26 protein-coding genes are annotated in these 23,591 nt (G+C 49.1%); 17 read left to right on the top strand and 9 right to left on the bottom strand.

The features are described from left to right. Window positions 1–106 precede the first annotated feature (106 nt). Window positions 107–472 carry an ATP-dependent Clp protease adapter ClpS gene (gene clpS / locus AACZ64_RS03570; RefSeq protein WP_293614352.1) on the top strand — a complete coding sequence of 122 codons (366 nt, stop codon included), beginning with the start codon at window positions 107–109 and terminating at the stop codon, window positions 470–472. A gap of 24 nt (window positions 473–496) precedes the next feature. Beyond that, a complete protein-coding gene (gene clpA, locus AACZ64_RS03565) occupies window positions 497–2,761 on the top strand; it encodes an ATP-dependent Clp protease ATP-binding subunit ClpA (RefSeq protein ID WP_293614353.1) in 2,265 nt (754 codons plus the stop codon). 22 nt (window positions 2,762–2,783) lie between these two features. Here clpA and infA read toward each other — a convergent pair whose 3' ends face one another. The 4 genes from infA to trxB form a co-directional block, all read right to left on the bottom strand. Beyond that, a complete protein-coding gene (gene infA, locus AACZ64_RS03560) occupies window positions 2,784–3,002 on the bottom strand; it encodes a translation initiation factor IF-1 (protein ID WP_036861763.1) in 219 nt (72 codons plus the stop codon). A gap of 67 nt (window positions 3,003–3,069) precedes the next feature. Next, window positions 3,070–3,792, bottom strand: a complete 723-nt coding sequence (locus AACZ64_RS03555) for an arginyltransferase (protein ID WP_293614354.1) — start codon at window positions 3,790–3,792, stop codon at window positions 3,070–3,072. Window positions 3,793–3,826: 34 nt separating this feature from the next. Then, window positions 3,827–4,543: a leucyl/phenylalanyl-tRNA--protein transferase gene (aat, locus tag AACZ64_RS03550; protein WP_293614355.1), complete on the bottom strand. Its 717-nt coding sequence runs from the start codon at window positions 4,541–4,543 to the stop codon at window positions 3,827–3,829. Between the two features lie 2 nt (window positions 4,544–4,545). Further along, window positions 4,546–5,496, bottom strand: coding sequence for a thioredoxin-disulfide reductase (trxB, locus tag AACZ64_RS03545; protein ID WP_293614356.1), 951 nt, complete (start codon window positions 5,494–5,496; stop codon window positions 4,546–4,548). Window positions 5,497–5,684: 188 nt separating this feature from the next. Between trxB and AACZ64_RS03540 the strand changes: the two genes are divergently transcribed. From AACZ64_RS03540 to AACZ64_RS03505, 8 genes are all read left to right on the top strand, one after another. After that, the gene (locus AACZ64_RS03540; protein ID WP_339639700.1) at window positions 5,685–8,060 is read left to right on the top strand and encodes a DNA translocase FtsK 4TM domain-containing protein; all 2,376 of its coding nucleotides are present in this window, start codon (window positions 5,685–5,687) and stop codon (window positions 8,058–8,060) included. A gap of 27 nt (window positions 8,061–8,087) precedes the next feature. Further along, entirely contained in the window at window positions 8,088–8,720 is a 633-nt protein-coding gene (gene lolA / locus AACZ64_RS03535) for an outer membrane lipoprotein chaperone LolA (RefSeq protein WP_293614358.1), read from the top strand. Beyond that, window positions 8,713–10,047, top strand: coding sequence for a replication-associated recombination protein A (locus AACZ64_RS03530; protein ID WP_339639699.1), 1,335 nt, complete (start codon window positions 8,713–8,715; stop codon window positions 10,045–10,047). Before lolA ends, AACZ64_RS03530 begins: the two co-directional genes overlap by 8 nt. Further along, window positions 10,047–10,418, top strand: a complete 372-nt coding sequence (gene crcB / locus AACZ64_RS03525) for a fluoride efflux transporter CrcB (RefSeq protein ID WP_293614360.1) — start codon at window positions 10,047–10,049, stop codon at window positions 10,416–10,418. Before AACZ64_RS03530 ends, crcB begins: the two co-directional genes overlap by 1 nt. A 14-nt stretch (window positions 10,419–10,432) precedes the next feature. Next, complete coding sequence (gene serS, locus AACZ64_RS03520) at window positions 10,433–11,719, top strand: serine--tRNA ligase (RefSeq protein WP_339639698.1); 1,287 nt, start codon at window positions 10,433–10,435, stop codon at window positions 11,717–11,719. Window positions 11,720–11,747: 28 nt separating this feature from the next. Then, window positions 11,748–13,127, top strand: a complete 1,380-nt coding sequence (gene cysG, locus AACZ64_RS03515; RefSeq protein WP_293614362.1) for a siroheme synthase CysG — start codon at window positions 11,748–11,750, stop codon at window positions 13,125–13,127. A gap of 21 nt (window positions 13,128–13,148) precedes the next feature. Further along, entirely contained in the window at window positions 13,149–14,504 is a 1,356-nt protein-coding gene (gorA, locus tag AACZ64_RS03510) for a glutathione-disulfide reductase (RefSeq protein ID WP_339639697.1), read from the top strand. 361 nt (window positions 14,505–14,865) lie between these two features. Further along, window positions 14,866–15,225, top strand: coding sequence for a hypothetical protein (locus tag AACZ64_RS03505; protein ID WP_293614364.1), 360 nt, complete (start codon window positions 14,866–14,868; stop codon window positions 15,223–15,225). Window positions 15,226–15,382: 157 nt separating this feature from the next. On the opposite strand, the gene AACZ64_RS03500 is transcribed toward AACZ64_RS03505, so the two are convergent. From AACZ64_RS03500 to AACZ64_RS03490, 3 genes are all read right to left on the bottom strand, one after another. Next, window positions 15,383–15,628, bottom strand: a complete 246-nt coding sequence (locus AACZ64_RS03500) for a DUF1737 domain-containing protein (RefSeq protein WP_293614365.1) — start codon at window positions 15,626–15,628, stop codon at window positions 15,383–15,385. Window positions 15,629–16,294: 666 nt separating this feature from the next. Continuing rightward, window positions 16,295–16,606, bottom strand: coding sequence for a hypothetical protein (locus AACZ64_RS03495; protein WP_293614366.1), 312 nt, complete (start codon window positions 16,604–16,606; stop codon window positions 16,295–16,297). Continuing rightward, window positions 16,587–17,021 carry a helix-turn-helix transcriptional regulator gene (locus AACZ64_RS03490; protein ID WP_293614367.1) on the bottom strand — a complete coding sequence of 145 codons (435 nt, stop codon included), beginning with the start codon at window positions 17,019–17,021 and terminating at the stop codon, window positions 16,587–16,589. Before AACZ64_RS03490 ends, AACZ64_RS03495 begins: the two co-directional genes overlap by 20 nt. A 165-nt stretch (window positions 17,022–17,186) precedes the next feature. Between AACZ64_RS03490 and AACZ64_RS03485 the strand changes: the two genes are divergently transcribed. The 3 genes from AACZ64_RS03485 to AACZ64_RS03475 are packed head-to-tail and all read left to right on the top strand — an operon-like array spanning window position 17,187 to window position 18,824. Continuing rightward, the gene (locus tag AACZ64_RS03485) at window positions 17,187–18,233 is read left to right on the top strand and encodes a phage/plasmid replication protein, II/X family (protein ID WP_293614368.1); all 1,047 of its coding nucleotides are present in this window, start codon (window positions 17,187–17,189) and stop codon (window positions 18,231–18,233) included. Then, window positions 18,230–18,466 carry a hypothetical protein gene (locus tag AACZ64_RS03480; RefSeq protein WP_293614369.1) on the top strand — a complete coding sequence of 79 codons (237 nt, stop codon included), beginning with the start codon at window positions 18,230–18,232 and terminating at the stop codon, window positions 18,464–18,466. The genes AACZ64_RS03485 and AACZ64_RS03480 overlap by 4 nt, the downstream gene beginning before the upstream one ends. Then, on the top strand, window positions 18,447–18,824 hold the full coding sequence (locus AACZ64_RS03475) for a hypothetical protein (RefSeq protein WP_293614370.1): 378 nt from the start codon (window positions 18,447–18,449) through the stop codon (window positions 18,822–18,824). The genes AACZ64_RS03480 and AACZ64_RS03475 overlap by 20 nt, the downstream gene beginning before the upstream one ends. Before the next feature lie 543 nt (window positions 18,825–19,367). On the opposite strand, the gene AACZ64_RS03470 is transcribed toward AACZ64_RS03475, so the two are convergent. Continuing rightward, window positions 19,368–19,796 carry a helix-turn-helix transcriptional regulator gene (locus tag AACZ64_RS03470; RefSeq protein WP_339639696.1) on the bottom strand — a complete coding sequence of 143 codons (429 nt, stop codon included), beginning with the start codon at window positions 19,794–19,796 and terminating at the stop codon, window positions 19,368–19,370. A 166-nt stretch (window positions 19,797–19,962) separates the two neighbouring features. Here AACZ64_RS03470 and AACZ64_RS03465 point away from each other — a divergent pair, with 166 nt between their 5' ends. The 4 genes from AACZ64_RS03465 to AACZ64_RS03450 all read left to right on the top strand — a co-directional run bounded on the left by AACZ64_RS03465 (window position 19,963) and on the right by AACZ64_RS03450 (window position 22,624). Beyond that, on the top strand, window positions 19,963–21,078 hold the full coding sequence (locus tag AACZ64_RS03465; protein ID WP_339639695.1) for a phage/plasmid replication protein: 1,116 nt from the start codon (window positions 19,963–19,965) through the stop codon (window positions 21,076–21,078). Window positions 21,079–21,092: 14 nt separating this feature from the next. After that, on the top strand, window positions 21,093–21,329 hold the full coding sequence (locus AACZ64_RS03460) for a hypothetical protein (RefSeq protein ID WP_339639694.1): 237 nt from the start codon (window positions 21,093–21,095) through the stop codon (window positions 21,327–21,329). Continuing rightward, window positions 21,310–21,687, top strand: coding sequence for a hypothetical protein (locus AACZ64_RS03455; RefSeq protein WP_339639693.1), 378 nt, complete (start codon window positions 21,310–21,312; stop codon window positions 21,685–21,687). The genes AACZ64_RS03460 and AACZ64_RS03455 overlap by 20 nt, the downstream gene beginning before the upstream one ends. Window positions 21,688–21,934: 247 nt before the next feature. Then, a complete protein-coding gene (locus AACZ64_RS03450; RefSeq protein ID WP_293614843.1) occupies window positions 21,935–22,624 on the top strand; it encodes an orotate phosphoribosyltransferase in 690 nt (229 codons plus the stop codon). Window positions 22,625–22,676: 52 nt separating this feature from the next. On the opposite strand, the gene AACZ64_RS03445 is transcribed toward AACZ64_RS03450, so the two are convergent. Next, on the bottom strand, window positions 22,677–23,498 hold the full coding sequence (locus AACZ64_RS03445; protein ID WP_339639692.1) for a DUF547 domain-containing protein: 822 nt from the start codon (window positions 23,496–23,498) through the stop codon (window positions 22,677–22,679). Between the last annotated feature and the right edge of the window lie 93 nt (window positions 23,499–23,591).

Here is a 23,591-nt window from a genome sequence, read left to right as displayed (position 1 = left end):
AATCGCAAAAAATCGACATAAACTTATTCTTAACACTAGAATAGGGCCGCAAATAGCGTATTAATATGTAAGATAGAAGCTGTTGATTCCGACAAGATTTATGAAAATGAGCTTAAAGATTTACTTTGGTGAAAAAGACGATGAGCAACAGGAGTGGCAACACAATACCGCTGCTGTTGTCGAAGCAGCATCACCTGAACTCAAACGCCCGAAGAGATACAAGGTGGTTCTGTTTAATGATGATTATACTCCGATGGAGTTTGTTGTAGGGTTGCTCGAAATCTTCTTTGGTATGAACCGTGAGGCGGCGACGCGGGTAATGCTGAAGGTCCATTTGGACGGCAAGGCCGTATGTGGTGTATACACAAAGGATGTTGCAGAAACCAAAGTCGCACAAGTGAATGATTATGCCAGGAAGAATGAACATCCATTACTTTGCGAAGTAGAACCCTCGGAAGATGATGATCTCTAAAGTAGAGTTTAAAGGTATCGATATATGTTAAGCAGAGAGCTTGAGCTCAGTCTGAATAAGGCCTTTAAAGGGGCCCGTCACAAACGCCATGAATTCATGACGGTAGAACATCTACTGCTCGCGTTGCTGGACAACGAGTCAGCACTCAAGGTGTTGAGAGCCTGTGGCGTTGACATCAATGTACTTCGCCACGACCTGGATGAGTTTATTGAGTCTACAACACCGATAATCCCCGATGAGCTTGATGAAAGAGACACGCAGCCAACACTCGGTTTTCAACGTGTTCTTCAGCGCGCCGTGTTTCATGTGCAATCCTCCGGTAAAAGTGAGGTGCAGGGCGATAATGTACTGGTTGCGTTATTCAGCGAGCAGGAAAGTCAGGCCGTGTACTTCCTCCGTCTGCAAAATGTAGCCAGAATCGATGTGGTTAACTATCTCTCCCACGGGATATCCAAATACGCAGACCAGTCGGAGCAGCACGATGGTGAGTCTCCTCAGGAAGAAAGTACCGCGGATGCGGAAAACAACAGCAGTAGTCTGCTGGAGCAGTTCACCACTAATTTAAATGCTCAGGCCAGTAAAGGCTATATCGATCCCCTCGTGGGGCGTGTTGAGGAAGTAGAGCGTGTCTGCCAGGTGCTGGCTCGTCGCCGCAAGAATAATCCGCTACTGGTTGGTGAAGCCGGTGTCGGTAAAACGGCTATTGCTGAAGGCCTCGCCAAAATGATCGTCGAAGAGAAGGTGACAGATATACTGCGTAATAGCGTTGTCTATGCCCTTGATCTTGGGGATTTGCTAGCCGGGACCAAATACCGTGGTGACTTTGAGAAGCGTTTCAAAGGTGTGCTTGCCGAACTTCGTGAGAAAGAGGGTGCAATTCTCTTTATCGATGAAATTCATACTATTATCGGTGCTGGCGCCGCTTCCGGTGGTGTTATGGATGCCTCAAATCTGTTAAAGCCACTTTTGACCTCCGGAAAAATCCGTTGTATCGGTTCTACTACATTTCAGGAATATCGCGGCATTTTTGAAAAAGACAGGGCTCTGTCTCGTCGCTTCCAGAAAATTGATGTGTCTGAACCCACTGTTGAAGAGACTGTGGGTATTCTCAAGGGGCTCAAATCCCGTTTTGAAGAGCATCACAAACTGAAGTTTACCCAGGCTGCGCTGAAAGCCGCAGCAGAACTGTCTGCACGACACATTAATGATCGTTTTTTGCCAGACAAGGCAATAGACATTATTGATGAAGCAGGTGCCTATCAGCAGTTACAGCCGCCTTCGAAACGAAAAAAAGTCGTCGGTGTTGGTGATGTTGAGGCGATTGTCGCGAAGATGGCAAGAATTCCACCAAAAAGTGTCTCTGCCTCTGACAAAGAGCAGCTGAAGGGCCTCACAGACAAGCTGAAAATGGTAGTTTTTGGCCAGGACGAAGCGATTACTGCACTTTCTACGTCGATCAAGCTGGCCCGTGCAGGTCTTCGGGAAGGTGAAAAGCCGATTGGTTCTTTCCTGTTTTCCGGGCCGACTGGGGTGGGTAAAACCGAGGTGTCGCGGCAACTGGCTGAAGTGCTGGGTATCGAATTGCTGCGTTTTGACATGTCGGAGTATATGGAGCGGCATACCGTCTCCAGGCTGATAGGTGCCCCCCCAGGCTATGTGGGTTTTGACCAGGGCGGGCTGTTAACGGATGCTGTGACTAAAAATCCTCATGCTGTTGTTTTGCTTGATGAAATTGAGAAGGCTCACCCGGAGGTTTTCAATCTTTTATTACAAGTGATGGACCACGGAACGCTAACAGATAACAATGGGCGAAAGGCCGACTTCAGAAATATCATTCTGATTATGACGACCAATGCCGGTGCCGAAGAGATGAGTCGCAGTTCTATTGGTTTTACCACTCAGGACCATACAACGGATGGCATGGCCGCGATTACCAAACTGTTTACGCCGGAGTTCAGGAATCGGCTTGATGCAATTATTCAATTCAAGTCGCTGGACAGCAGCGTGATCCATACCGTGGTTGACAAGTTCCTCAGCCAGTTGCAGCAACAACTGGATGACAAGCGCGTATTGCTCGAGGTCGATGACGAGGCGAGAGACTGGTTAGCTAAACGTGGCTATGATGAGAAAATGGGTGCTCGCCCCATGGCTCGTTTGATACAGGAAAAAATCAAGAAGCCACTGGCAGAAGAAGTGTTGTTCGGCAATTTATCTTCCGGAGGTGTTGTACACGTTTCTGTGTCCGAAGACGGTGAGTTACTGGTTGAGACAGAGGTTGAAGAGGCTTGATTATGATGTCAAAAGGGTCGAATTAACGAGCGCGATAGGTGATTCGACCCTTGCTCAAGTCATAGGGTGTGAGTTCGACCTTGACCTTGTCTCCGGTAAGGATGCGTATGTAATTTTTGCGCATTTTTCCGGAAATATGAGCCGTAACAATGTGGCCATTCTCCAGTTTCACGCGGAAAGTTGTATTGGGAAGCGTGTCTACCACTTCACCTTCCATCTCAATATGATCTTCTTTCGACATGCTGCCTGTATTCTCCGCGAACGGTTTCTTCTGGAAGTGGCGCATTCTGCCTGAAAATCGGGTAATGTCAATTCATTGGTGCCCATTCACCATCTCTGAGCAACTCCAACGGTTGATATCTGTCCTTGTAAGCCATTTTCGGACTCTCCTTTATCCAGTATCCCAAGTAAAGGTAGGGAAATCCCAGCTCTCTTGCCAACATGAGCTCTGCCAAAATCGAGAAAGTGCCAAGGCTACGCTTCGACAACCTTGGTGAGTAGTAAGTGTAGATCGCGGATAGGCCGTCATTGAGAATGTCCACAAGACCTGCCGCGACCAGCTCACCTTTTAAGCGAATCTCCACCATGGCGCTATAGTCATGAATATTACTGATGAAGTCACGATATTGACCAATGGTCGGCGGATACATATCTCCATCGGCATGGCGGCTGTTGAGGTACTGCTGGTAAAGAGGGTAGTGTTCGCTTTCGTTGACCATACGGGTCAGCCAAATACTGAGATCAGCATTCTGCTTACGGCACCGACGCTGTTGGCGGTTGGGTTTGAATTGCCCTACCGGAATCCTTGCAGGAATACAGGCATTACAATGCTTGCAGCGTGGAGCATAGATATATCGTCCACTGCGACGAAAACCCAGGCCGGAAAAGTAACTGTAGAGATTTTGGTCAACTTTAAGGCCGGGATCGACAAACGCTGTTGTCGCTTGTTGATTTTGAAGATAACTACAGGCATGTGGCTCAGTCAGGAAAAGTCTGATGGCCTTGACGTCTGGCGAAATATCCCTGGACATAATAATACTGCTTAACTTGGTGAGTGTTGTCTTGTCAGTTTAAACCCACATGGCAGGTATGCCAAAAATTCCCATCGAAAGGTTTGTCCTTCAATACTTGCAGTTGATCGAGGAAGGCTGCCCGCGGAATGCTTGTTGCACCCATCGAACACAGGTGATCGTTACTGATCTGGCAATCGATCAAAGAAGCCCCTCCCTGACGGCACATCATTTCAGCTAATGTCACAAGGGCCATTTTGGACGTATCCTTAATCAGGCTGAACATCGACTCACCGCAAAACACACGTCCTATCAAAACGCCATATAGTCCGCCGACAAGTATGTTGTTTTGCCAGATTTCGATCGAATGGGCATGACCTTCTCGATGAAGCGTATTATAGGCGTGCTTCATTTCGTGGGTAATCCAGGTCCCCCCGAGACTGTTAGACCTGAGGGCGGCACAGAGTTCGATAACTGACGAAAAAGCCGTGTTAGTGCGTACTTGGTAGTTACTGCGTTTTATCGACTTTTTTAATGATCGTGAAATGTGTATCTGCTCCGGGTAAATAATTGCCCGGGGATTGGGTGACCACCACAATATGGGTTGCCCATGCTCGTACCAGGGGAAAATGCCCTGACGATAGGCGGACAAAAGGGTGGTTGTTGTAAGGTTCCCGCCAATAGCCAGTAGCCCCGCTGGTTCTTTCAAAGCCTTTTCAGGATTTGGAAAAACCGGGTTCTTGTGATCAAGCGGGGTTAACTTTTCTTGCATTATCAAGCTAACGCATCAAGATATTTTTCGGCATCCAGCGCCGCCATGCAACCAGAACCGGCAGAGGTGACAGCCTGACGATACACATGATCGGCAACATCGCCCGCGGCAAAGACACCATCTATGCTGGTGGCTGTGGCATTTCCAGCGCTACCTCCATGAACAATGATATAGCCATTTTTCATCTCGAGTTGGTCTGTAAATATATCCGTATTCGGTTTGTGGCCAATGGCAATAAAGACACCCGATAATGCAATGTTTGTAGCCTTGCCATCAAGCGTGCTCACAGCGCGCAACCCGGTAACCCCGGTGTCATCGCCCAGCACTTCGTCCAAGGTGTGATTCCAAAGGAGTGTGATGTTACCGTTGTTGGCGCGATCAAAGAGCTTATCCTGTAATATTTTTTCGGAGCGCAAGGTCTCTCGCCGATGAATCAGCGTGACCTCACTGCAGATATTTGACAGGTAAAGCGCTTCCTCGACGGCTGTATTTCCCCCGCCGATAACAGCGACTTTTTGTCTACGGTAGAAAAAGCCGTCACAGGTGGCACAGGCGCTTACGCCTTTGCCCATGAACGCTTCCTCCGATGGCAATCCTAGGTACTGTGCGGAAGCACCTGTGGCAATAATCAGTGCATCGCAACTGAAGGTTTGGCTGCCTTTTAGCAAAAACGGGCGCTGTTTCAGGTCAACATGCTCAATATGATCAAAGATGATGCGTGTATCAAAGCGTTCAGCGTGAGCCTGCATTCGCATCATCAAGTCAGGCCCCTGCACACCCTCGGCATCGCCAGGCCAGTTATCCACATCCGTGGTCGTAGTCAGCTGGCCCCCTTGCTGGATGCCGGTAATAATGACCGGGTTGAGATTCGCGCGGGCAGCATAGACAGCAGCAGTATAACCGGCGGGTCCGGAGCCGAGGATGATGAGTTTATGGTGTTGTACAGCCGACATATATTAAGGTTTCCTGCAGAATTGGATTTCAGTTAGGCCCAAAGAGCCGTTGGCTATCATAAAGAATGGAACACGGCATACAAAATAGCATTTCTCTATGGGTGAAATATACCGGGCTTATGCGGTCTCGCGCCGCTGGTATTTCAACTTGCTGCCATTACAATAGCGAACAGCAATGAAAAACCTGGATGGCCCAGTTGAGTAGAGAGAAGCAGCAATCAAAAACCCGTGATTCTAATGGTGAGCAGCCGTCCTCCAGGGGTCAGCTCATTCTGAGAGAGGGTGCGCTGATTGGCTGGCTGGCTGTCTGTGCATATCTGTTGCTGGCGTTTATCAGTTATACCCCGAGCGATCCAGGCTGGTCTCATACCGGCGTTGAGAACAGGGTCGAAAATGCCGCGGGCCCGATGGGTGCCTGGTTGGCAGATGTGTTTTTTTCCCTGTTTGGCTACATTTCCTATCTTTTTCCGATTTTGTTGGCCGTGCGGGCGTGGGGTGTGTTCCGTGCCTATCGTCAGCAGCGGGGTGGTTTTGACGGGGTTGTCTTTGCATTGCGTATTCTGGGGCTGATTCTCGTCATGTCCTGTGCCACCTCGCTCGTTGCCCTGCACTACGGCAGTGTGCCAACTTCGCTGCCCTTTGGGGTCGGCGGTATACTGGGAGCATCCGTTTCTGCTGCAGCGTCTACAGCCTTCAGCTTTGTCGGCAGTACATTAATCCTCTTGGCAATATTTCTATTCGGTCTTACGGTATTTACGGACTTGTCATGGATGGCATTAATTGATGGTGCGGGACGACTTACCCTGCGAGGACTTGAGTTGGTGCGTCACAGCATTGCCGATTACAGGGCTCGCCGGGAAGAAGCCCGGTATGCGGAAGTCGCCCAATCTCACCGGCGCGAGGTAAAAGCCAAAAGGGCGGCAAAAGAAGCAACGCGCATTCCGCCCACTATTCAGACACCGGTAAAGCAGGAATCGGTTAGTGTCCGCGTGCAAAAAGAGCGGCAGAGCCCGCTTTTTGACGAGCCAGTCAGTGGCAGCTTACCCCCTATCAATTTGCTGGATAAAGTGGATAAAAGCGGTGATAAGGGCTATTCGAGAGAATCCCTTGAAGCGATGTCCCGACAACTGGAGGTGAAGCTCCAGGATTTTGGTATCAGTGCTGAAGTGGTTGAAGTATTGCCGGGGCCGGTAGTCACCCGTTTTGAGCTGCAGCCTGCAGCTGGCGTAAAAGCTAGCAGAATCAGTAATTTGGCAAGAGATTTAGCTCGTTCTCTGGCGGTTGTCAGCGTCAGGGTTGTAGAGGTGATTCCCGGTAAATCGGTAGTTGGCATAGAGATACCCAACGAGCACCGTGAAATTGTCCGCCTTGCAGAGGTGTTGTCTTCGGAAACCTACGAACACGCCAAATCCCCGCTAACACTGGCTTTGGGAAATGATATTTCAGGATTTCCTGTGGTCGCCGACCTGGGGAAAATGCCTCATCTGCTGGTGGCGGGTACCACAGGCTCAGGGAAATCGGTTGGCATTAATGTGATGTTGCTGAGCCTTCTCTACAAGGCTGGCCCGGAAGATGTGCGGTTGATTCTGGTAGATCCAAAAATGTTGGAGCTATCGGTTTACGAGGGGATCCCCCATTTGCTGACGCCCGTGATCACTGATATGAAGGATGCTGCCAGCGGTCTGCGCTGGTGCGTCGGAGAGATGGAACGCCGCTATAAATTGATGTCTGCCATGGGTGTGCGGAATCTGGCCGGGTTTAACCGAAAGGTCGCTGACGCCGCTGCAGCAGGAAAATCCATTCCTGACCCATTGTGGCGCCCCGATGATAATGCCAGTTTGTTTTCAGAAGAGGGTGGTCAGATGCCGCCGAATCTCGAAAAGCTGCCCTATATCGTAGTGGTCATTGACGAATTTGCCGACATGATGATGATTGTCGGCAAGAAAGTGGAACAGTTGATCGCCCGTATCGCGCAAAAGGCGAGGGCAGCAGGGATTCACTTGATTCTTGCCACACAACGTCCATCAGTCGATGTAATAACAGGGCTGATCAAGGCCAATATACCGACTCGTATAGCATTCCAGGTCTCTTCCAAAATTGATTCAAGAACTATCCTCGACCAGGGTGGCGCAGAACAGCTACTGGGGCACGGGGATATGTTATATCTACCTCCAGGCACCAGCGTGCCAATTCGGGTACATGGTGCTTTCGTAGACGACCATGAAGTCCATAAAGTGGTTGCAGACTGGAAGCGCAGGGGAGAACCCCAGTACCTTGATGACATTACGGATGAAGGAGCGACCAGCTCAATTCTGGTCCCCGGATTTTCTTCAGAAGGTGGCGATACAGATAGCGATGGCGAATCTGACCCTCTGTATGACGAGGCGGTAGCTATCGTTCTGAAAACACGCAAGGCGTCCATCTCATCCGTGCAGAGAAAATTACGTATTGGCTATAATCGCGCTGCACGATTGATAGAACAAATGGAAGTCTCTGGTGTGGTGAGTGAAATGGGGACCAACGGTAATCGGGAGGTCCTGGCACCCGGGGCGGGAAGAGACTAGTGGACATCATCGATGAGGCTGGCACAGTTGAATAGAGTTTGGCAGTCGTTTCTCCTGCTTTTCATGCTGTCGATCAGCACTACGCTCTTTGCTGAAGACACAGCAGGGGCCGCGCAAAAATTGCGTGCAAAGCTGATTGATCTGAATACGCTGGATACAGCGTTTGTACAGACCGTTTATGCCACTGAAGGGGATCTCCTGCAGCAAACATCAGGCCACCTTCAGGCTGCCAGACCAGGTCAGGTGCGCTGGGAAACGGCGCCCCCCATGGAGCAATTGATTGTTTCAGATGGCACAACGCTTTGGCTGTTTGATCCCGATCTTGAGCAGGTGACTGTTCGATCTTTTAGTAATGATCTTGGCAGAACACCGGCTGTCCTTTTTATTGGTGATCTGACTGCGCTTGAACAGATTTATCAGGTGTCTTTGGAGCACGGTCAGCTGTCAGTTTTCACCTTGATTCCACTAACGGATGACAATCTCTATGAAAAGCTGACGCTCAGTTTTGCTGGCAAGAAACCCACTGGCATGAAACTCTGGGATGGCCTGGGCCAACGCACTGAAATCGAGTTCTCTAATACCGAATTAAATTGCCCGCTATCCCCCGAGTTGTTCACGTTTATACCACCGGAGGGGGTTGATATTCTCCGCGATGACTAGTGACCTGTTCGCACAGAATATCGCCCAGCCACTGGCAGCCCGAATGCGCCCGCGTTCGCTGGAGGAGTTTGCCGGGCAAGCGCATTTGATAGGTGAAGGGCGGTCTCTTCGTGAGGCAATTCAATGTGGCCAACTCCATTCAATGGTCTTTTGGGGCCCTCCAGGAGTGGGTAAAACCACACTGGCACGCCTGGTGGCCAACTCTGTGGATGCACACCTGGAAGCGGTCTCTGCTGTTTTGGTAGGGGTGAAAGAGATCAGGGCTGCGATTGCCCAGGCCCAGGCGATTCGCGATCAGCAATCGCGCCGGACGATCCTTTTTGTTGACGAAGTACACCGTTTCAATAAATCGCAACAGGATGCTTTTTTACCTTATGTGGAAGATGGCACTGTCGTGCTGATTGGTGCAACCACGGAAAACCCATCTTTTGAGCTGAACAATGCATTGCTTTCGCGTTGCCGGGTATACGTTTTGCGCAGTCTTGATACTGTGCAGCTGACACGCATCATTCAACATGCCCTGAGTGATACTGAAAGAGGCCTGGGCGCTGGAAAGTTCGATATTGTGGAGGATGCCGTTCAGTTACTGGTGGCTGCGGCGGATGGCGATGCCAGAAAAGCCCTGAATCTGCTGGAGATTGCCAGTGATCTCGCAAACGACGGACAGATCACTCGGGAAACGGTAGAAGAAGTATTGCTGGGTGATACCCGTCGCTACGACAAGGGCGGGGAATACTTTTATGATCAGATTTCCGCACTACACAAGGCGGTGAGAGGCTCATCACCGGATGCTGCGCTCTATTGGTATACACGCATGCTGGATGGCGGCTGTGACCCTCTTTACATCGCCCGCCGTGTGGTAAGGATGGCCAGTGAGGATATTGGCAATGCTGATCCGCGAGCTTTGAGTATTGCCCTTGATGCCTGGCAAACCCAGGAGCGTTTGGGTAGTCCCGAGGGTGAGTTGACTATTGCCCAGGCTGTTCTCTATCTTGCGGCAGCCCCCAAGAGCAATGCTGTTTATCAGGCCTTTAATCAGGCCAAAGATGATGTGCGCAGCATGCCAAGCCATGATGTTCCCCTGCATTTGCGAAATGCACCCACTGCACTGATGAAATCCCTTGATTATGGCGCAGAGTATCGTTATTCGCACAATGAGCCAGGGGCCTACTCACCCGGAGAAAATTATTTTCCCGAGGCGCTCAAAAACAAACAGTATTACTTCCCTTCAGATCGGGGGCTAGAAAAACAGATCGCCGAAAAACTGCGCCATCTCCGTACTCTTGATGAAGAGAGCACGGTCAAACGTTATCAGGGGGATCATTAATGCAATGGCTGGTAGTTGCGGCTGGCGGCGCACTGGGGGCAATGGCTCGCTTTGGTATAAATTCGCTGATGTTCCCGCTGCTCGGCAATCGTTTTCCCCTTGGCACTTTGCTCGTGAATGTGGCAGGTTCTGTATTAATGGGTGTTTTTTACGTGCTCATCATAGAGCGTGGCATACTGCCCGCCGCGTTAAGGGATCTGTTGATGGTGGGTTTTATTGGCGCATTCACGACATTTTCAGCCTTCTCGCTTGATACGCTTGCTTTGTGGCAAAATGGCCACCTTGCGCTCGCTGGTACCTATGTTTTTCTGAGTATCGTCTTATGCTTGGCTGGAACCCTGGTTGCCATTGTGCTGACTCGTTTGCTTTAGGACTTTCCCTCCCCATGCTGGATCCCAAATACGTTCGTTCTCAACCGGAAACTGTGGCCGCTGCACTGGCAGTAAAGGGTTTCACTCTGGATGTCGAAAAACTCAATCAACTGGGGTCACTGCGTCGTGACCTTCTGGAAAAAGCCCAATCACTGCAGGCCGAAAGAAATGCCTACGCAAAAACCATGGGCAAGGCGATTGGCGAAGCCAAGGCACGAGGCGAAGATATTGCACCTCTTAAAGAGAAGGGCGAGGCGTTAAAAATTGCTGCCTTGAAAGCTGACGATGCGCTTGACGCTGTTCAGGATCAACTGGATGATTATTTGCGCAATGTGCCCAATATTCCCGATCAGGAAGTGCCGTCAGGCAGCTCAGAGGAAGACAATGTAGAGATTCGTCGCTGGGGCCAACCCAGAACTTTTGATTTTGACGTGCGGGACCATGTGGATCTTGGTGAACGTTGTGGTCTACTCGATTTTGAAACAGCCACCAAGATCACCGGTTCCCGTTTCTCCGTTATGCGCGGGGATATTGCCCGGTTACACCGTGCACTGATCCAGTTCATGCTGGACACACATACTCTTGAGCACGGCTACCAGGAAATCAATGTGCCGTATATCGTCAACAGCGAGTCCTTGTTTGGTACTGGCCAGTTGCCAAAATTTGAAGAAGACCTCTTTAAGTTAACCGACGATCGCGACCTTTATCTGATCCCCACGGCCGAAGTTCCTGTGACCAATGTCTTTCGCGACACGATTCTCGATGCGGCTCAATTGCCGGTAAAATTTGCCTGTCACAGCCCCTGTTTTCGCAGTGAAGCTGGCAGCTACGGCAAGGATACGCGTGGCATGATACGACAGCATCAATTTGAAAAAGTGGAGCTGGTTCAGTTTGTCCACCCGGAAAAATCCACTGAAACACTGGAACAGTTGACCGGCCATGCAGAACAGGTCTTGCAAAAGCTGGAGCTTCCATACCGAACCATTATCCTCTGTGGTGGCGACCTGGGTTTTTCAGCCGCCCGAACCTATGATATCGAGGTGTGGCTGCCATCTCAGCAGCGTTACCGGGAAATTTCATCCTGTAGTAACTTTCGTGATTTTCAAGCCCGCCGGATGCAGGCCCGCTGGCGCAATCCGGAGACCGGCAAACCAGAATTGCTGCATACCCTGAACGGCTCTGCACTGGCTGTGGGCCGTACGCTGTTGGCTGTGATGGAAAATTACCAGCAGTCAGATGGCACTATCATCATTCCCCAGATATTGCGGCCCTATATGGGTGGTCAGACCAGTATTGGCTGATTGGGCGTCTTAGAGCCAGAGTTTAACCATGGACCTGTTACCGTTATTTCATAATCTCCGCGATAGGCGCTGTGTCATGGTTGGTGGCGGCGAAATAGCCCTGCGAAAGCTCCGTCAGCTAATTGCTGTTGGTGCTGCTATTGAGGTGATTGCACCAGAGATTAATTCATCCATTCAAAAACTGGCCCGTGAATCTGGCCTGACACTTGTAAACCGTGAGTTTGAGGATGCTGACCTCAATGGAGCGGTCCTGGTGGTTGCAGCCACGAATGACACAGCGGTTAACAGGCGTGTCTCAGAGCTCGCCCAGACCAAGAACATTCCTGTCAACGTGGTAGACAGCCCTGAACTGTGTAGCGTCATTTTTCCCTCTATTGTTGACCGGTCACCAGTACAAATTGCCATCAGCAGTGCCGGTACTGCACCAGTGTTAGCGAGAATGCTTCGTACCCGGCTGGAATCATCAATCCCGTCTGGTTATGGCAAGCTTGCTGCATTGGCGGGAAAATATCGTGATCTGGTTAAGCGTAAAATAGCTGATGGTCTTTCTCGTAAAGCTTTCTGGGAAGATGTTTTTGAAGGTGACATTGCTGAATTGGTTTACGCAGAAAAACTGGATGAAGCCGAGAGTCGCATTCAGCAGAAATTAGCTAATCCCGCTTCGAAAAAACTCGGAGAGGTGTATCTGGTTGGAGGCGGGCCGGGCGATCCGGATCTTCTGACATTTCGAGCACTGCGCTTGATGCAGAAGGCAGATATCGTCCTTTATGACCGGTTGGTTTCAAAGGAAGTGTTGGCGCTGGTACGCCGTGATGCAGAGTTGGTCTACGTGGGAAAAACCGCTGGAGACCATCCGGTTACGCAGGATAATATCAATGAAAAGCTTGCTGAATATGCCCTGCAGGGCAAACGCGTTTTGCGCCTGAAGGGAGGTGACCCTTTTATTTTTGGCCGTGGTGGCGAAGAAATTTCACACCTGGCGGAATATGGAATTCCTTTTCAGGTTGTACCGGGTATAACAGCCGCCTCAGGTTGTGCCAGCTATGCGGGCATACCCCTGACCCACCGGGATTATGCACAGTCGGTGCGCTTCATAACAGGCCACCTGAAAGACAATTCACTGGATTTGAACTGGCAGGATCTTGTTTCACCCAACCAGACCCTGGTGTTTTATATGGGGCTCAGTGGACTGGAAAGTATTTGCCGAGAGCTGATTCGACGCGGAAAGGCTGCCGGGACACCGGCAGCTCTGATAGAGAAGGGCACAACTGCCAATCAACGGGTCTTTATTGGCGACTTAAAAACTTTGCCAGATAAAGTTCGTGAAGCCAATGCCAAGGCCCCCACCTTGATCATTGTGGGGGATGTGGTCAAACTTCACGAAAAATTGTCTTGGTTTAAGCAATAAACCTGAAATTGAGGAGAAATCATGGCTGACCATGATGTTGACCTGTTTGTGATTGGTGCTGGATCTGGCGGAGTGCGAACAGCACGTATGTGCGCTCAGCAGGGGCTGCGAGTCGTGGTAGCCGAATCCCAGTATCTTGGTGGGACCTGTGTCAATGTCGGCTGTGTTCCCAAAAAACTTTTTGTATATGCATCGTCGTTCCGCGAGGAGTTTCGTACTGCCAAGGGCTTCGGTTGGCATGTGGGTGAGTCAAATTTCGATTGGCCCACCCTTCGGGATAATAAAAATCGTGAAATCCAGCGGCTCAATGATATTTACGGTAATTTACTTGATAAGGCCGGTGTGGAGCTGGTTGAGGGTTGGGCCAAAATCCTCGGACCAGACAGTGTTGAAGTAAATGACCAGGTATACCGGTGCAAAAAAATATTGATTGCCACGGGGGGTACACCCTTTGTGCCGGACTTTCCCGGTAAAGAATACGCCATTACATCCAACGAAGCTTTTTATCTGGATAGCCTCCCGGACCGCATAGTGATCGTGGGTGGCGGCTATATCGCCATTGAATTTGCCGGGATATTCAATGGGCTCGGTGTTGATACTCACTTGTTGTACCGGGGTGACCTGTTTCTTCGTGGTTTCGATCAGGATGTGCGTGAAGTGCTAAAGGAGGAGGTTGAAAAACAAGGTGTTACGCTTCATTTCTCGACTGATATCGAGAATATTGAAAAATTGGATAACGGTCTTTTCAGAGCAGTCCTCAATAAAGGTGACAGCATTGAAGCAGGCCTTGTGATGTATGCGACAGGCCGCCGCCCAAACATTGACGGACTTGGCCTTGAGAATACAAGCATTGAAACCCGCTCCAATGGTGCGATCATTGTAGATGATTATTTCCAAACGGCAGAACCATCAATCTATGCCATTGGTGATGTCATTGGTCGAGTTGAATTAACGCCCGTCGCCATTAACGAGGGTATGGCACTGACTAAAACTCTTGTCACCGGTGTCCCCACGACGATTGATTATACAAATATCCCCACAGCCGTATTCAGTCAACCCAATACGGCATCTGTCGGATTGACGGAAGAGCAGGCCAGAGGGCAATACGGCGATAACATACGCATTTATCGTAGTAGATTCAGAGCGATGAAAGAGACACTGGGAGGCGGAGACGGGAAAGTCTTTATGAAGCTGATAGTTGTCAATGACAACGACAGGGTAGTTGGTTGTCACATGGTGGGTGAGGGTGCCGGTGAAATCATCCAGGGAATCGCGATTGCTGTAAAAATGGGTGCTACCAAAGCAGATTTTGATGCCACGATAGGTATCCATCCCACAGCGGCTGAAGAATTTGTGACCATGCGTGATGCCAGCTAGTTAGAAAAAGCGGGGGTTCTTAGCTACTTGAATCAGCTTTCCATTATTGTTTTTTCCAATAGAATCACTTTTATACAGAGGAATAAGGAAAGTGATCAAGGCTCAGTTGTGGAAAACTCGGGGTAACCATCTTTTTCGCAGTACACTCTCATCCTTGGTGGTTGGAACTACCTTTAAGCTCTGGTTTGAATATGACACTAGAGTTTCGGCTAGATGGGTCTCCTCCATGCCTGCCAACTACCAGTGCGACAGACAACAACAGACCGGCTCATAGATCCAAACGTTAGCCGTTCCAGCCATAGCCGTTTCTAAAGTCAAAAACATCATCTATCATTCAACCCTTACCAAAGGAGGGTGATAAATGCTCAGCTATGGAAAACTCGGTGTAACTATCTTTTTTGCACTTACACTTTCATCGCTCGTTGTTGGCACTACCTTCAAGCTCTGGTTTGAATACGATCTCAGAGCTCTTGACCGACAACTCGAAGCTGAAACCATCGCCATGCAAAAAGAAATGGAATATCGCGCTCTCATTGCCAAAGGCGAACGCGCTGCACGTCAACAAGAGCTCAACCAAGCCCGATTACAGTCAGAAGCTGATCGCAGGCAACAACAGGCCATCAACGCCCAGAAACAGCGAACTTGCACGTTTTGGCGTGCGGAGTATGCCAAAACCCGCAAAACCCACGACAAGTTAATGATGAATGCTGCCTGTAAGTAAGAAACACCCCTTTTTACCCAAAACGGGACAAAAGGAACTACTTTCCTGTTCAACCGCTTTTCTCTTGCCGCTTCAGTACTCTCACACGCAGGTGAAAGGCCGGGGCGCTAGCCCCGTCGGGGCCGCTGTAAACGGCTTCATCTCTTTTCCCGGTGTTCTATGTGAGTGAGTCTATCTTTTTCATGGCATCGATTGCGCCACGGGGAAGGGAGGTTGTTTCTGATTTTGGTTCTTCAGTTTTTTGGCTGTCTTTTGCTGTCTTTCCTACCATTGCCTGGTATGGGTAACCGTTATTGAACGCCACGCCGCCTACGGGCTTCCAGCCCTTGTTCAATAGGGATGACACTTCCTTTTCCAGCTCGACAAACCCTTTTTTTGCAGTTACTACCTTGTATATGAACATCTGATCTTCCTTTATCCTCAATAGTTAGGGATTTAACGCTGTCTGTGCCGATAAGTACTAATCTGCTGCCAGTTCCCCCGGTGTTTTATTATAATATTGTGGCAACCGCAACACCTAGTCATGCCACTGTTCGGGGTTAAGGATGTTTCGATTGCCGAACCGGCACAGACTGCCAATGTGGCAGGGCTGATTTCACTGCACAAGGCTGCTTTGGCCCTATAAGCCTGGCTTAGCGGGTTTTCTGTCCGATTCATATATGCGCATAATGTATAACAATATCAATAGGTTATGCGTTTTGGTGGGGATGCGGTGAGTGGCGAGCAGGGCTTGCCCTCCGCCACACCGCACCCACCAACCCAAGCGCGATCTGTCGAGCGAAGCAATGCGAGCGAGCAGATAAGCGCTGTTAGCCTTTGCCGGGATATTCTGGTGCCCCGTATTACGCCCATGATGGGAGCAACTCCCGGCCCTTTTCGCTGATTACCACCGCGAAGCGGCTCCGACTTGGTTAAGAACCCCTTAGCGTGCACTGGTCGGCCATGCTCAGCTGCTGCCGGTTTTACGCCGTTAAACTTACTTGAGCAGGTATCTGATCTCTTTCGGTTGGTCAGTGTTTTATTGCAGGGATGAGGTTAGGCCGGGCGAGGGGGGGGTAAGCTTGTCGGGTTATCCCGCATAGTCTTCATCGATAATAACTATGTATTGTGGGCCAACGTCGAAGAGCAAAGCTACAACTGCACCATCTCCGTACAGATCAACTTCTTTTTTCGCTTCACGATGTGTTTGATACTTGTGAGCAAGTCGTGGTATCGCGCCCCACAATCTGCCTTCTATGTCATCGACTCGCTTAACTTCATGCAAGAACTCGTCTGATGCTGGCAGGTGGCATACGAACCCCAAAAATTTTGTATTCTTCGGTAGCCCAAACTCTTCGATAACCTGTTGTACTTTCGGGTCTTTATCCTTGTTCTTTTTCATCCATTCCTTCGCCTATCGGTTTTGTTGGCCCATCTCTGTACGTCCAGCCTTTGGTGTTGAATATCTCGCCCATGCCGTCAGCGATACAGAAGCTATCAATCAGTTCAATGACAATGGCTTTCTTGCGCCTCGGTAACTGCTGTGCCCGGTCAAACGATGCTTGAAGTACGCCATCCACCCCAACCTTGTTGGCATCCATCAGTAAGGTGTCTGCTGAGCACTCTAGGGCACCCATCAGCTTGTACAGCGTCGATAACTTTGGATCACCCGTGTCGTTCTCCAATTTAGACATATGGGTGATCTTCAGGTCTGCTAGTTTTGCCAGCTCGGCCTGGGTTAACCCTTTATCCCTTCTAAGCCTTCTTAAATTCTCTCCAAAGGACATATCTATCATCTCAAGTTGCTCTTCAGGCATAGATCAACCCCATAAATTTTAACCGTAGGCTTGATATTACCTTATAGGGGATATTAAAGTTGCCCTGTGGAGGGCTTGACAGGTTTTGGCGGGAGGAAAGGAACGGGTTAGTAATACGTTCCTTTTGTCCCATTTTGGGTACAAATCGAGGGGTAGACGGATTCTGTGATTGACTGGGTTTCGGCATTCTTGCCATGCGTTCATCCCCCGCTAAATGCGGGGCATGTTTGCAAGATTACGCCTGGCGGTGAGGTGGAGTGGTCTGCACCTTGTCGCATGGTCGTCGAAGGCTCTTTCGAGAAGAATGTCACTGTTAAAAGCCATGGTTCAGACGGCAACGGCAATGCAACTCATCTATTTTTCAGCGGTAATCCGTCAAAATTCCTTCAGGGTCATAACATCTTTGGTTCCGATGACCTGGTGGCGCTCATGGTTGATACCTACGATTCTGTTTGCCGATATTTGGAACTGATCCCCGCACTGACCGATTTCAACCAGGTAAGGGCAGGGGACTACCGTTTGACTCGCCTAGATATCAACAATTCCTTTGAGCTCGATTCACGGTCTGATGTGCTCGCCTGGCTCCGAGCTGCCGAGTACAAATCCAAGACCAGGCACGGGCGGCCATCGTCGAAGGGTGGTTCGCTTTATTATGGAAAAGGCTCCAAACGTTGGGAGCTGGTGGCTTATTGCAAAGCTGAGGAGGTGCAAGTCCCTAAACACCGTTTACCGGATTCATTGCTAGACACGCCGTTGATCCCATGGGTCGACAATAAATTGCGCATTGAACTACGACTTAAATCTAAAGAACTCGACGAACTTAACTTATCTAAGGCCTATAGCTGGCTGCCTCGTACTGCGATGACTACGTACTTTGACTATTTAAAGAGGCTCAATATGAATGACCAAATTGCACTTAGCACCGAAGAGTTGATGAACCTGCCTCAGCGGCTGCGCTCCACCTATGTCCTTTGGAAGGATGGCCACGATTTGCGCTCAAACATGGCCAAAAACACCTATTACCGACACCGTAAAGAGCTGATGGAATATGGGATTAATATCGATTTACGCCAAGATTCCATGGACCGCTCTAATGTGGTGCCTCTGGTTCGCATTCTCGAAGCGGTACCGGCTCAGATTCCTGCTTGGGCCTTCGATCGTGGTCTGGTGCATCCATCAGCATCTAAAATGCCACTGAGGGCCGTGTCATGAGTCTTTCATTGGTTGCCCAGGACAAAACCGGCCTTGGTCGTGCTTCTGACGAGGTTGAACAGGTATTGTCCGAACTGGATGCGCTTCATGCCATTATTGATGAATGGTCTCAGCTTGAGTCTGTCCGTGCCATGCTGCACGAACCCCTTAATTTATCTTCAACGTTTGCACTGATTGCTGAGCGCTTTGAGGAGGTTGATTCGTTGGCTCGCCGTGTCCTACGTCCCGAGTAATCGTTTCAACATCACCTCAGATATCCGCGAAGCCCGCTATATGGCGCGCATGTCGGTGGCTGACGCAATTACCCTTTGTGACATCAGCCCGCGCACCTGGTACCGCTGGCAGGCTGAGAGAGCACCGCGCTGGGCTGTCAGACTGATCCTCTCGCAATGTGGCCACCTGGATCATCTGGGCTGGAAGAACTGGGAGATCCGCGGCGGCCGGTTGTACTTCAACGAGCTGTCCTGGCGGCATTGGTGGGAACCCAAACACCTGGTCATGCCATTGTTTGGGGTTAAGGATATTTCGATTGTCGAGACTGACAATCTGTCAGGGCTGATTTCACTGCATAAGGCGACACTGGCGCTTTAAGCCTGGCTTAGCGGGTTTTATGGTCATTTTATATGTGCGCATAATGTATAACAATATCAATAAGTTAGATGGTTTGCTGGGGATGCGGTGAGTGGCGAGCAGGCTTGCCCTCCGCCACACCGCACCCACCAACCCAAGCGCGATCTGTCGAGCGAAGCAATGCGAGCGAGCAGATAAGCGCGTTTACCTTCCCTGCGGCGATCTAATGTTCAAATCCCTTGTGTTGTCCTTCGGGCTCTTCTGTACTGATTACCGCCGCGTAAGCGGCTCACGGCCCATCTAAGGCCGCTTAACGTGCAATGGTTGGCCGTGCTCTGCTACTTCCGGTTTTACGCCGTTTAACCTCTCTGGGTCTTCACCTGGTGTGGCGGTCCTAGTAACACCGCCACTTAGTCCGATGGGTCGGACTTTCCATGCAAATCAGGGTGATTTTATGCTCTTGTTGATTTGCTCCATACGGGGCACTCTAATGCCCTGTGTCACTCCCATGATGGGACTTTTTGACATGTGGGCTAAGCTGGATATTCGGGTTCTGTTTCTACCTCAATCTTCAGCTTCTAGACCGTCCATAATTGGCTTCGTTGCCCCGTCTCGATAGGTCCAGCCTTTGGTGTTAAAAATTTCGCTCATCCCATCGGCAATACAAAAACTGTCAATCAGCTCAATGACAATGGCTTTTTTGCGCTTGGGTAGCTGTTGCGCTCGATCAAACGATGCTTGAAGAACTCCATCCACTCCAACCTTGTTTGCATCCATCAGCAAAGTGTCCGCTGAGCACTCCAGGGCACCCATTAGCTTGTAGAGTGTCGATAGCTTTGGATCACCGGTATCGTTCTCTAGCTTTGACATATGGGTGATCTTCATATCTGCGAGTTTTCCCAGTTCTGCCTGAGTTAACCCTTTATCCCTTCTAAGCCTTCTTAAATTCTCTCCAAAGGACATATCTATCATCTCAAGTTCTTCTGTGAGCATATTTTAATTCCAATATTTACCTTGTGGAGTTGATAATACCCTATAGGGTAGATTAAAGTTATGTCACAAAGGGATTGACAGGTTTTTGGAAGAGGGCAGTTTGTGTCCTTATTACATACAAACTAACTCCGGACATCCGGAATTTATGGGAAGGATTTAAACCGTTTTGACGTGGTTCATTGATAAGCTTAACGTCCACCAAGATCACCAAAGGCTTTTGCCTTTGGTGGGTGAACAGATGGTGATCCGTGTTGAGCTTTCTACTGGTGAACCAATTAGTGAATCACCCAATTTCAAGTTAGTTGAAGGTTCACATTCCACAAAGCTGACCGTTCGCTGTGATGGGTCCAGGGTCAAAGTTACTGGTAATCCCAGCCGATTCCATCGTATTGATAATCTCTTTGGCCTCCAGACCATTGATGATTGCATAAACGTCTACAATCAGGTTCTCGCTTCTTTTGACCTTCCCCCATTCACTAAATGCACCGAAGTTAAATACCGCCAGGGCGAGGAGGGCGGCAAGGTCCAACTGGTAACGGACGGTGCTTTTATCGATCATATCGACTGGACTCGCAATCATTCTGTGCCACCCGGAACGGAAAATGCCTTTCTTCGCGGCATCTCCAGTCAGTCCCTTGGTAGAGGGAAAACGGCTTATCTTTACCCTAATGGTAAAACAGTCGATTGGTATCAAAACTCAAAGTGGCTTTATAAAAAGCTCTACAACAAAGCTGCTGATATGCTCGACAAGCGCGCTGTAAATACCCGAAAAGCCACCGAGGAGGATAAACGATATTACAATCAACTCATTGAATTTTGTAAGGAAGTAGGACTTATTAGAGAAGAGCATTCATTTAAACAACCCTGGCTTGAACGCCACAATTTACGCCTATATGGCAGGCTCAACGAAGCCGATTTTTTGCCTCATCTAACTGACATCGAAAACATATTTAAGAGGCTCGATGATATGACACACACAACTTATGAAATGATTTCTGAGCAATTGCTCTCTCGCAATATTGTGAATAGTACCCAATCTGCAAATTCTACCCAGGCCGTTGCTTTCAAGTGGCTGCATGGTCAGCCGATAGTTCGGAATAGTCAGTACTACATACACCGATCCCGTTTGCTTCGGATCGGTATCGATATCTCCATTCCTTATGATGTGACGCGCGTGCCTCCCACCGTTCGATCTACTCAGGTTATTGAGGTCAAATCCGTCAAGCCGCCTTCTTGGTACCGGATGCCCATAACACGCCATCAACTTCATTTGGTGGCTTAGCAGAGTGCTGATTTATGAGTCTTGAATTGATTGCCCAGGGCAAAACCGGCCTTGGTCGTTCCTCTGACGAGGTTGAGCAGGTATTGTCTGAGCTGGACGTTCTTCATGCCATTCTCGATGAATGGTCCCAGCTTGAGTCTGTCCGGGCCATGCTGAACGAACCCCTTAATTTATCCTCAACATTTGCGCTGATTGCTGAGCGCTTTGAGGCTGTTGATTCGTTGGCTCGTCGTGTCCTACGTCCCGAGTAATCGTCTCAATCTCACCTCAGACATCCGCGAAGCCCGCTATATGGCACGCATGTCGGTGGCCGACGCAATTACCCTTTGTGACATCAGCCCGCGCACCTGGTACCGCTGGCAGGCTGAGAGAGCACCGCGCTGGGCTGTCAGACTGATCCTCTCGCAATGTGGCCACCTGGATCATCTGGGCTGGAAGAACTGGGAGATCCGCGGCGGCCGGTTGTACTTCAACGAGCTGTCCTGGCGGCATTGGTGGGAACCCAAACACCTGGTCATGCCATTGTTTGGGGTTAAGGATATTTCGATTGTCGAGACTGACAATCTGTCAGGGCTGATTTCACTGCATAAGGCGACACTGGCGCTTTAAGCCTGGCTTAGCGGGTTTTATGGTCATTTTATATGTGCGCATAATGTATATTATGTTAAATATAATAATTGGACAGATGCTTGGTCCCTTTTCTTTTGGTTGTTGGGGAATAACCTGCCCGGAATACGTCTGATTAAATGGAATCTCTGCTGATGTTCTGGCAAAATTTCCGCAGCTTGTTTTTTGGCAAGTCTAACCACTAACCGTATTTTTCCCTTCTCTTCTCGCGATTCGTTATACAGGTGAAATGATGTCGTTCAATAGCTTTCCTGACCCCAAATTGATTGCTCAATTATCTGCAAAGATGCTGATTGAAATTGGTGCAATCAATTTTCGGCCAGATGATCCCTTTCAGTTAACGTCAGGAAAAATTAGCCCTGTATATATTGATTGCAGAAAAATTATTTCATTTCCCCGAGTTAGATCGACATTGATGGATTTCGGTGCCTCGACGATTCTCCGCAATATAGGCTTTGAATCTATTGATGGCATTGCTGGCGGTGAGACCGCTGGAATTCCTTTTGCAGCCTGGCTTGCAGAGCGTTTGTCTCTACCTATGCAGTATGTTCGTAAAAAACCTAAGGGTTTTGGCCGCGATGCGCAGATTGAAGGTGATTTAAAGGAAGGTTCGAGAGTTCTATTGGTTGAAGATCTGACCACGGACGGTGGCAGCAAGATCAAATTTTGCCAGGCTTTGCGCGATGCTGGTGCTACTGTTAGCGATACATTCGTTATCTTCTTTTATGACATATTTCCGGATACACGTAAAAACCTGAGTGAAATTGGTATCAATCTGCACCATTTAACTTCTTGGTGGGATGTGCTGGAGGTCTGCAAAAGTGAAAGCTTTATGGACACTAAGGCTATTGCAGAAATTGAGTCGTTTCTTCATGCCCCTGTTGAATGGTCAACTGCTCACGGAGGAACAGAGAGTTAATTAAAATAGTTCTATAACTATATGATTTTAAATAATTAACTTTTATAGGTTTTTAGAGGCCGTTCAAGCTGTAATCGTGAAAGTAGTCGATTTTACCTTGAAAGCCCAATAAGTAGAGAGCCAGTCGATCATCTGCATAGTGGGCAAATACCTTAAGCATCATTTTGTCGTCTTTGGCAAAGTCAGAGCGGTATTGACTGAAAATACCTGCAGCAATCAGTTTGCCATTTTTAAGGGTTACACCATTTTGGTTGTTGATAAAATCACGTCCTGACTGTTTTAACAGCGTTGTAACATTTTCTCCGGTGAAAGCTTGAGGTAACAAACCCGGGCAGGTCATATTGGCGCAGTTTAAGCCAAAATGAATTGTATGATCTTTCCATATCGGTCGAAGAATGTGATTTTCTATGTCATTGAGACTTATCGGGTTGTTGGCCACCTGAATGAGCGGTTTACTCAATAAGCTGTGTCCGTCCATTTTTTTACCGATATCCCTGATGCTTTTTATAGGGTAGTTTTCAGAAATAAGTTTGACGGTTAATGCATTATAGAGATTTAGCCAGTAGGCCTTTTGCTCGTCCCGACTGTAGTTTCGTGGGTCAATTTTTGCCAGATAGGCAATATAGCCCGACAGGCGTTTTTGTTCGTTTTTATCCACTGAGCCATACCGGAAACGATTCACCCCCTGCCCTGTGTTGACGACATGTGTACGGAGCAGCTCATCCCATTGCCGATGATTAACAGTGTCCGGGTTCGACTCATTGCTCTTTGCCCAGAACATTGGCGATTGCCCTGATTCTGCAGCGACTGCTGAAGATACGCCCAATAATCCTGTCATCAGTGCGATTATCAGTGGATGCTTTAGGTTCATCATTGCTACCCGTTTGAGTGATGGCGTTGCTATGGTGCTTTGATACCATGAAGATCCTTATCATACAATATACGTTTTCCTACCTGTGAATTGCAT

The organism is uncultured Porticoccus sp. (assembly GCF_963975625.1).
Lineage (GTDB): Bacteria > Pseudomonadota > Gammaproteobacteria > Pseudomonadales > Porticoccaceae > Porticoccus.
This window is presented reverse-complemented; position numbering and strand designations above follow the sequence as displayed.

Coding starts and splice junctions, on each gene's coding strand:
- cysG (WP_293614362.1), top strand. CDS start 11,748: ATGGACCTGTTACCGTTATTTCATAATCTCCGCGATAGGCGCTGTGTC.
- gorA (WP_339639697.1), top strand. CDS start 13,149: ATGGCTGACCATGATGTTGACCTGTTTGTGATTGGTGCTGGATCTGGC.
- AACZ64_RS03540 (WP_339639700.1), top strand. CDS start 5,685: ATGGCCCAGTTGAGTAGAGAGAAGCAGCAATCAAAAACCCGTGATTCT.
- AACZ64_RS03470 (WP_339639696.1), bottom strand. CDS start 19,796: ATGCTCACAGAAGAACTTGAGATGATAGATATGTCCTTTGGAGAGAAT.
- aat (WP_293614355.1), bottom strand. CDS start 4,543: ATGCAAGAAAAGTTAACCCCGCTTGATCACAAGAACCCGGTTTTTCCA.
- AACZ64_RS03500 (WP_293614365.1), bottom strand. CDS start 15,628: ATGTTCATATACAAGGTAGTAACTGCAAAAAAAGGGTTTGTCGAGCTG.
- clpA (WP_293614353.1), top strand. CDS start 497: ATGTTAAGCAGAGAGCTTGAGCTCAGTCTGAATAAGGCCTTTAAAGGG.
- AACZ64_RS03460 (WP_339639694.1), top strand. CDS start 21,093: ATGAGTCTTGAATTGATTGCCCAGGGCAAAACCGGCCTTGGTCGTTCC.
- clpS (WP_293614352.1), top strand. CDS start 107: ATGAGCTTAAAGATTTACTTTGGTGAAAAAGACGATGAGCAACAGGAG.
- AACZ64_RS03555 (WP_293614354.1), bottom strand. CDS start 3,792: ATGTCCAGGGATATTTCGCCAGACGTCAAGGCCATCAGACTTTTCCTG.
- trxB (WP_293614356.1), bottom strand. CDS start 5,496: ATGTCGGCTGTACAACACCATAAACTCATCATCCTCGGCTCCGGACCC.
- AACZ64_RS03505 (WP_293614364.1), top strand. CDS start 14,866: ATGCTCAGCTATGGAAAACTCGGTGTAACTATCTTTTTTGCACTTACA.
- AACZ64_RS03490 (WP_293614367.1), bottom strand. CDS start 17,021: ATGCCTGAAGAGCAACTTGAGATGATAGATATGTCCTTTGGAGAGAAT.
- AACZ64_RS03480 (WP_293614369.1), top strand. CDS start 18,230: ATGAGTCTTTCATTGGTTGCCCAGGACAAAACCGGCCTTGGTCGTGCT.
- AACZ64_RS03450 (WP_293614843.1), top strand. CDS start 21,935: ATGATGTCGTTCAATAGCTTTCCTGACCCCAAATTGATTGCTCAATTA.
- AACZ64_RS03530 (WP_339639699.1), top strand. CDS start 8,713: ATGACTAGTGACCTGTTCGCACAGAATATCGCCCAGCCACTGGCAGCC.
- crcB (WP_293614360.1), top strand. CDS start 10,047: ATGCAATGGCTGGTAGTTGCGGCTGGCGGCGCACTGGGGGCAATGGCT.
- serS (WP_339639698.1), top strand. CDS start 10,433: ATGCTGGATCCCAAATACGTTCGTTCTCAACCGGAAACTGTGGCCGCT.
- AACZ64_RS03445 (WP_339639692.1), bottom strand. CDS start 23,498: ATGATGAACCTAAAGCATCCACTGATAATCGCACTGATGACAGGATTA.
- infA (WP_036861763.1), bottom strand. CDS start 3,002: ATGTCGAAAGAAGATCATATTGAGATGGAAGGTGAAGTGGTAGACACG.
- AACZ64_RS03495 (WP_293614366.1), bottom strand. CDS start 16,606: ATGAAAAAGAACAAGGATAAAGACCCGAAAGTACAACAGGTTATCGAA.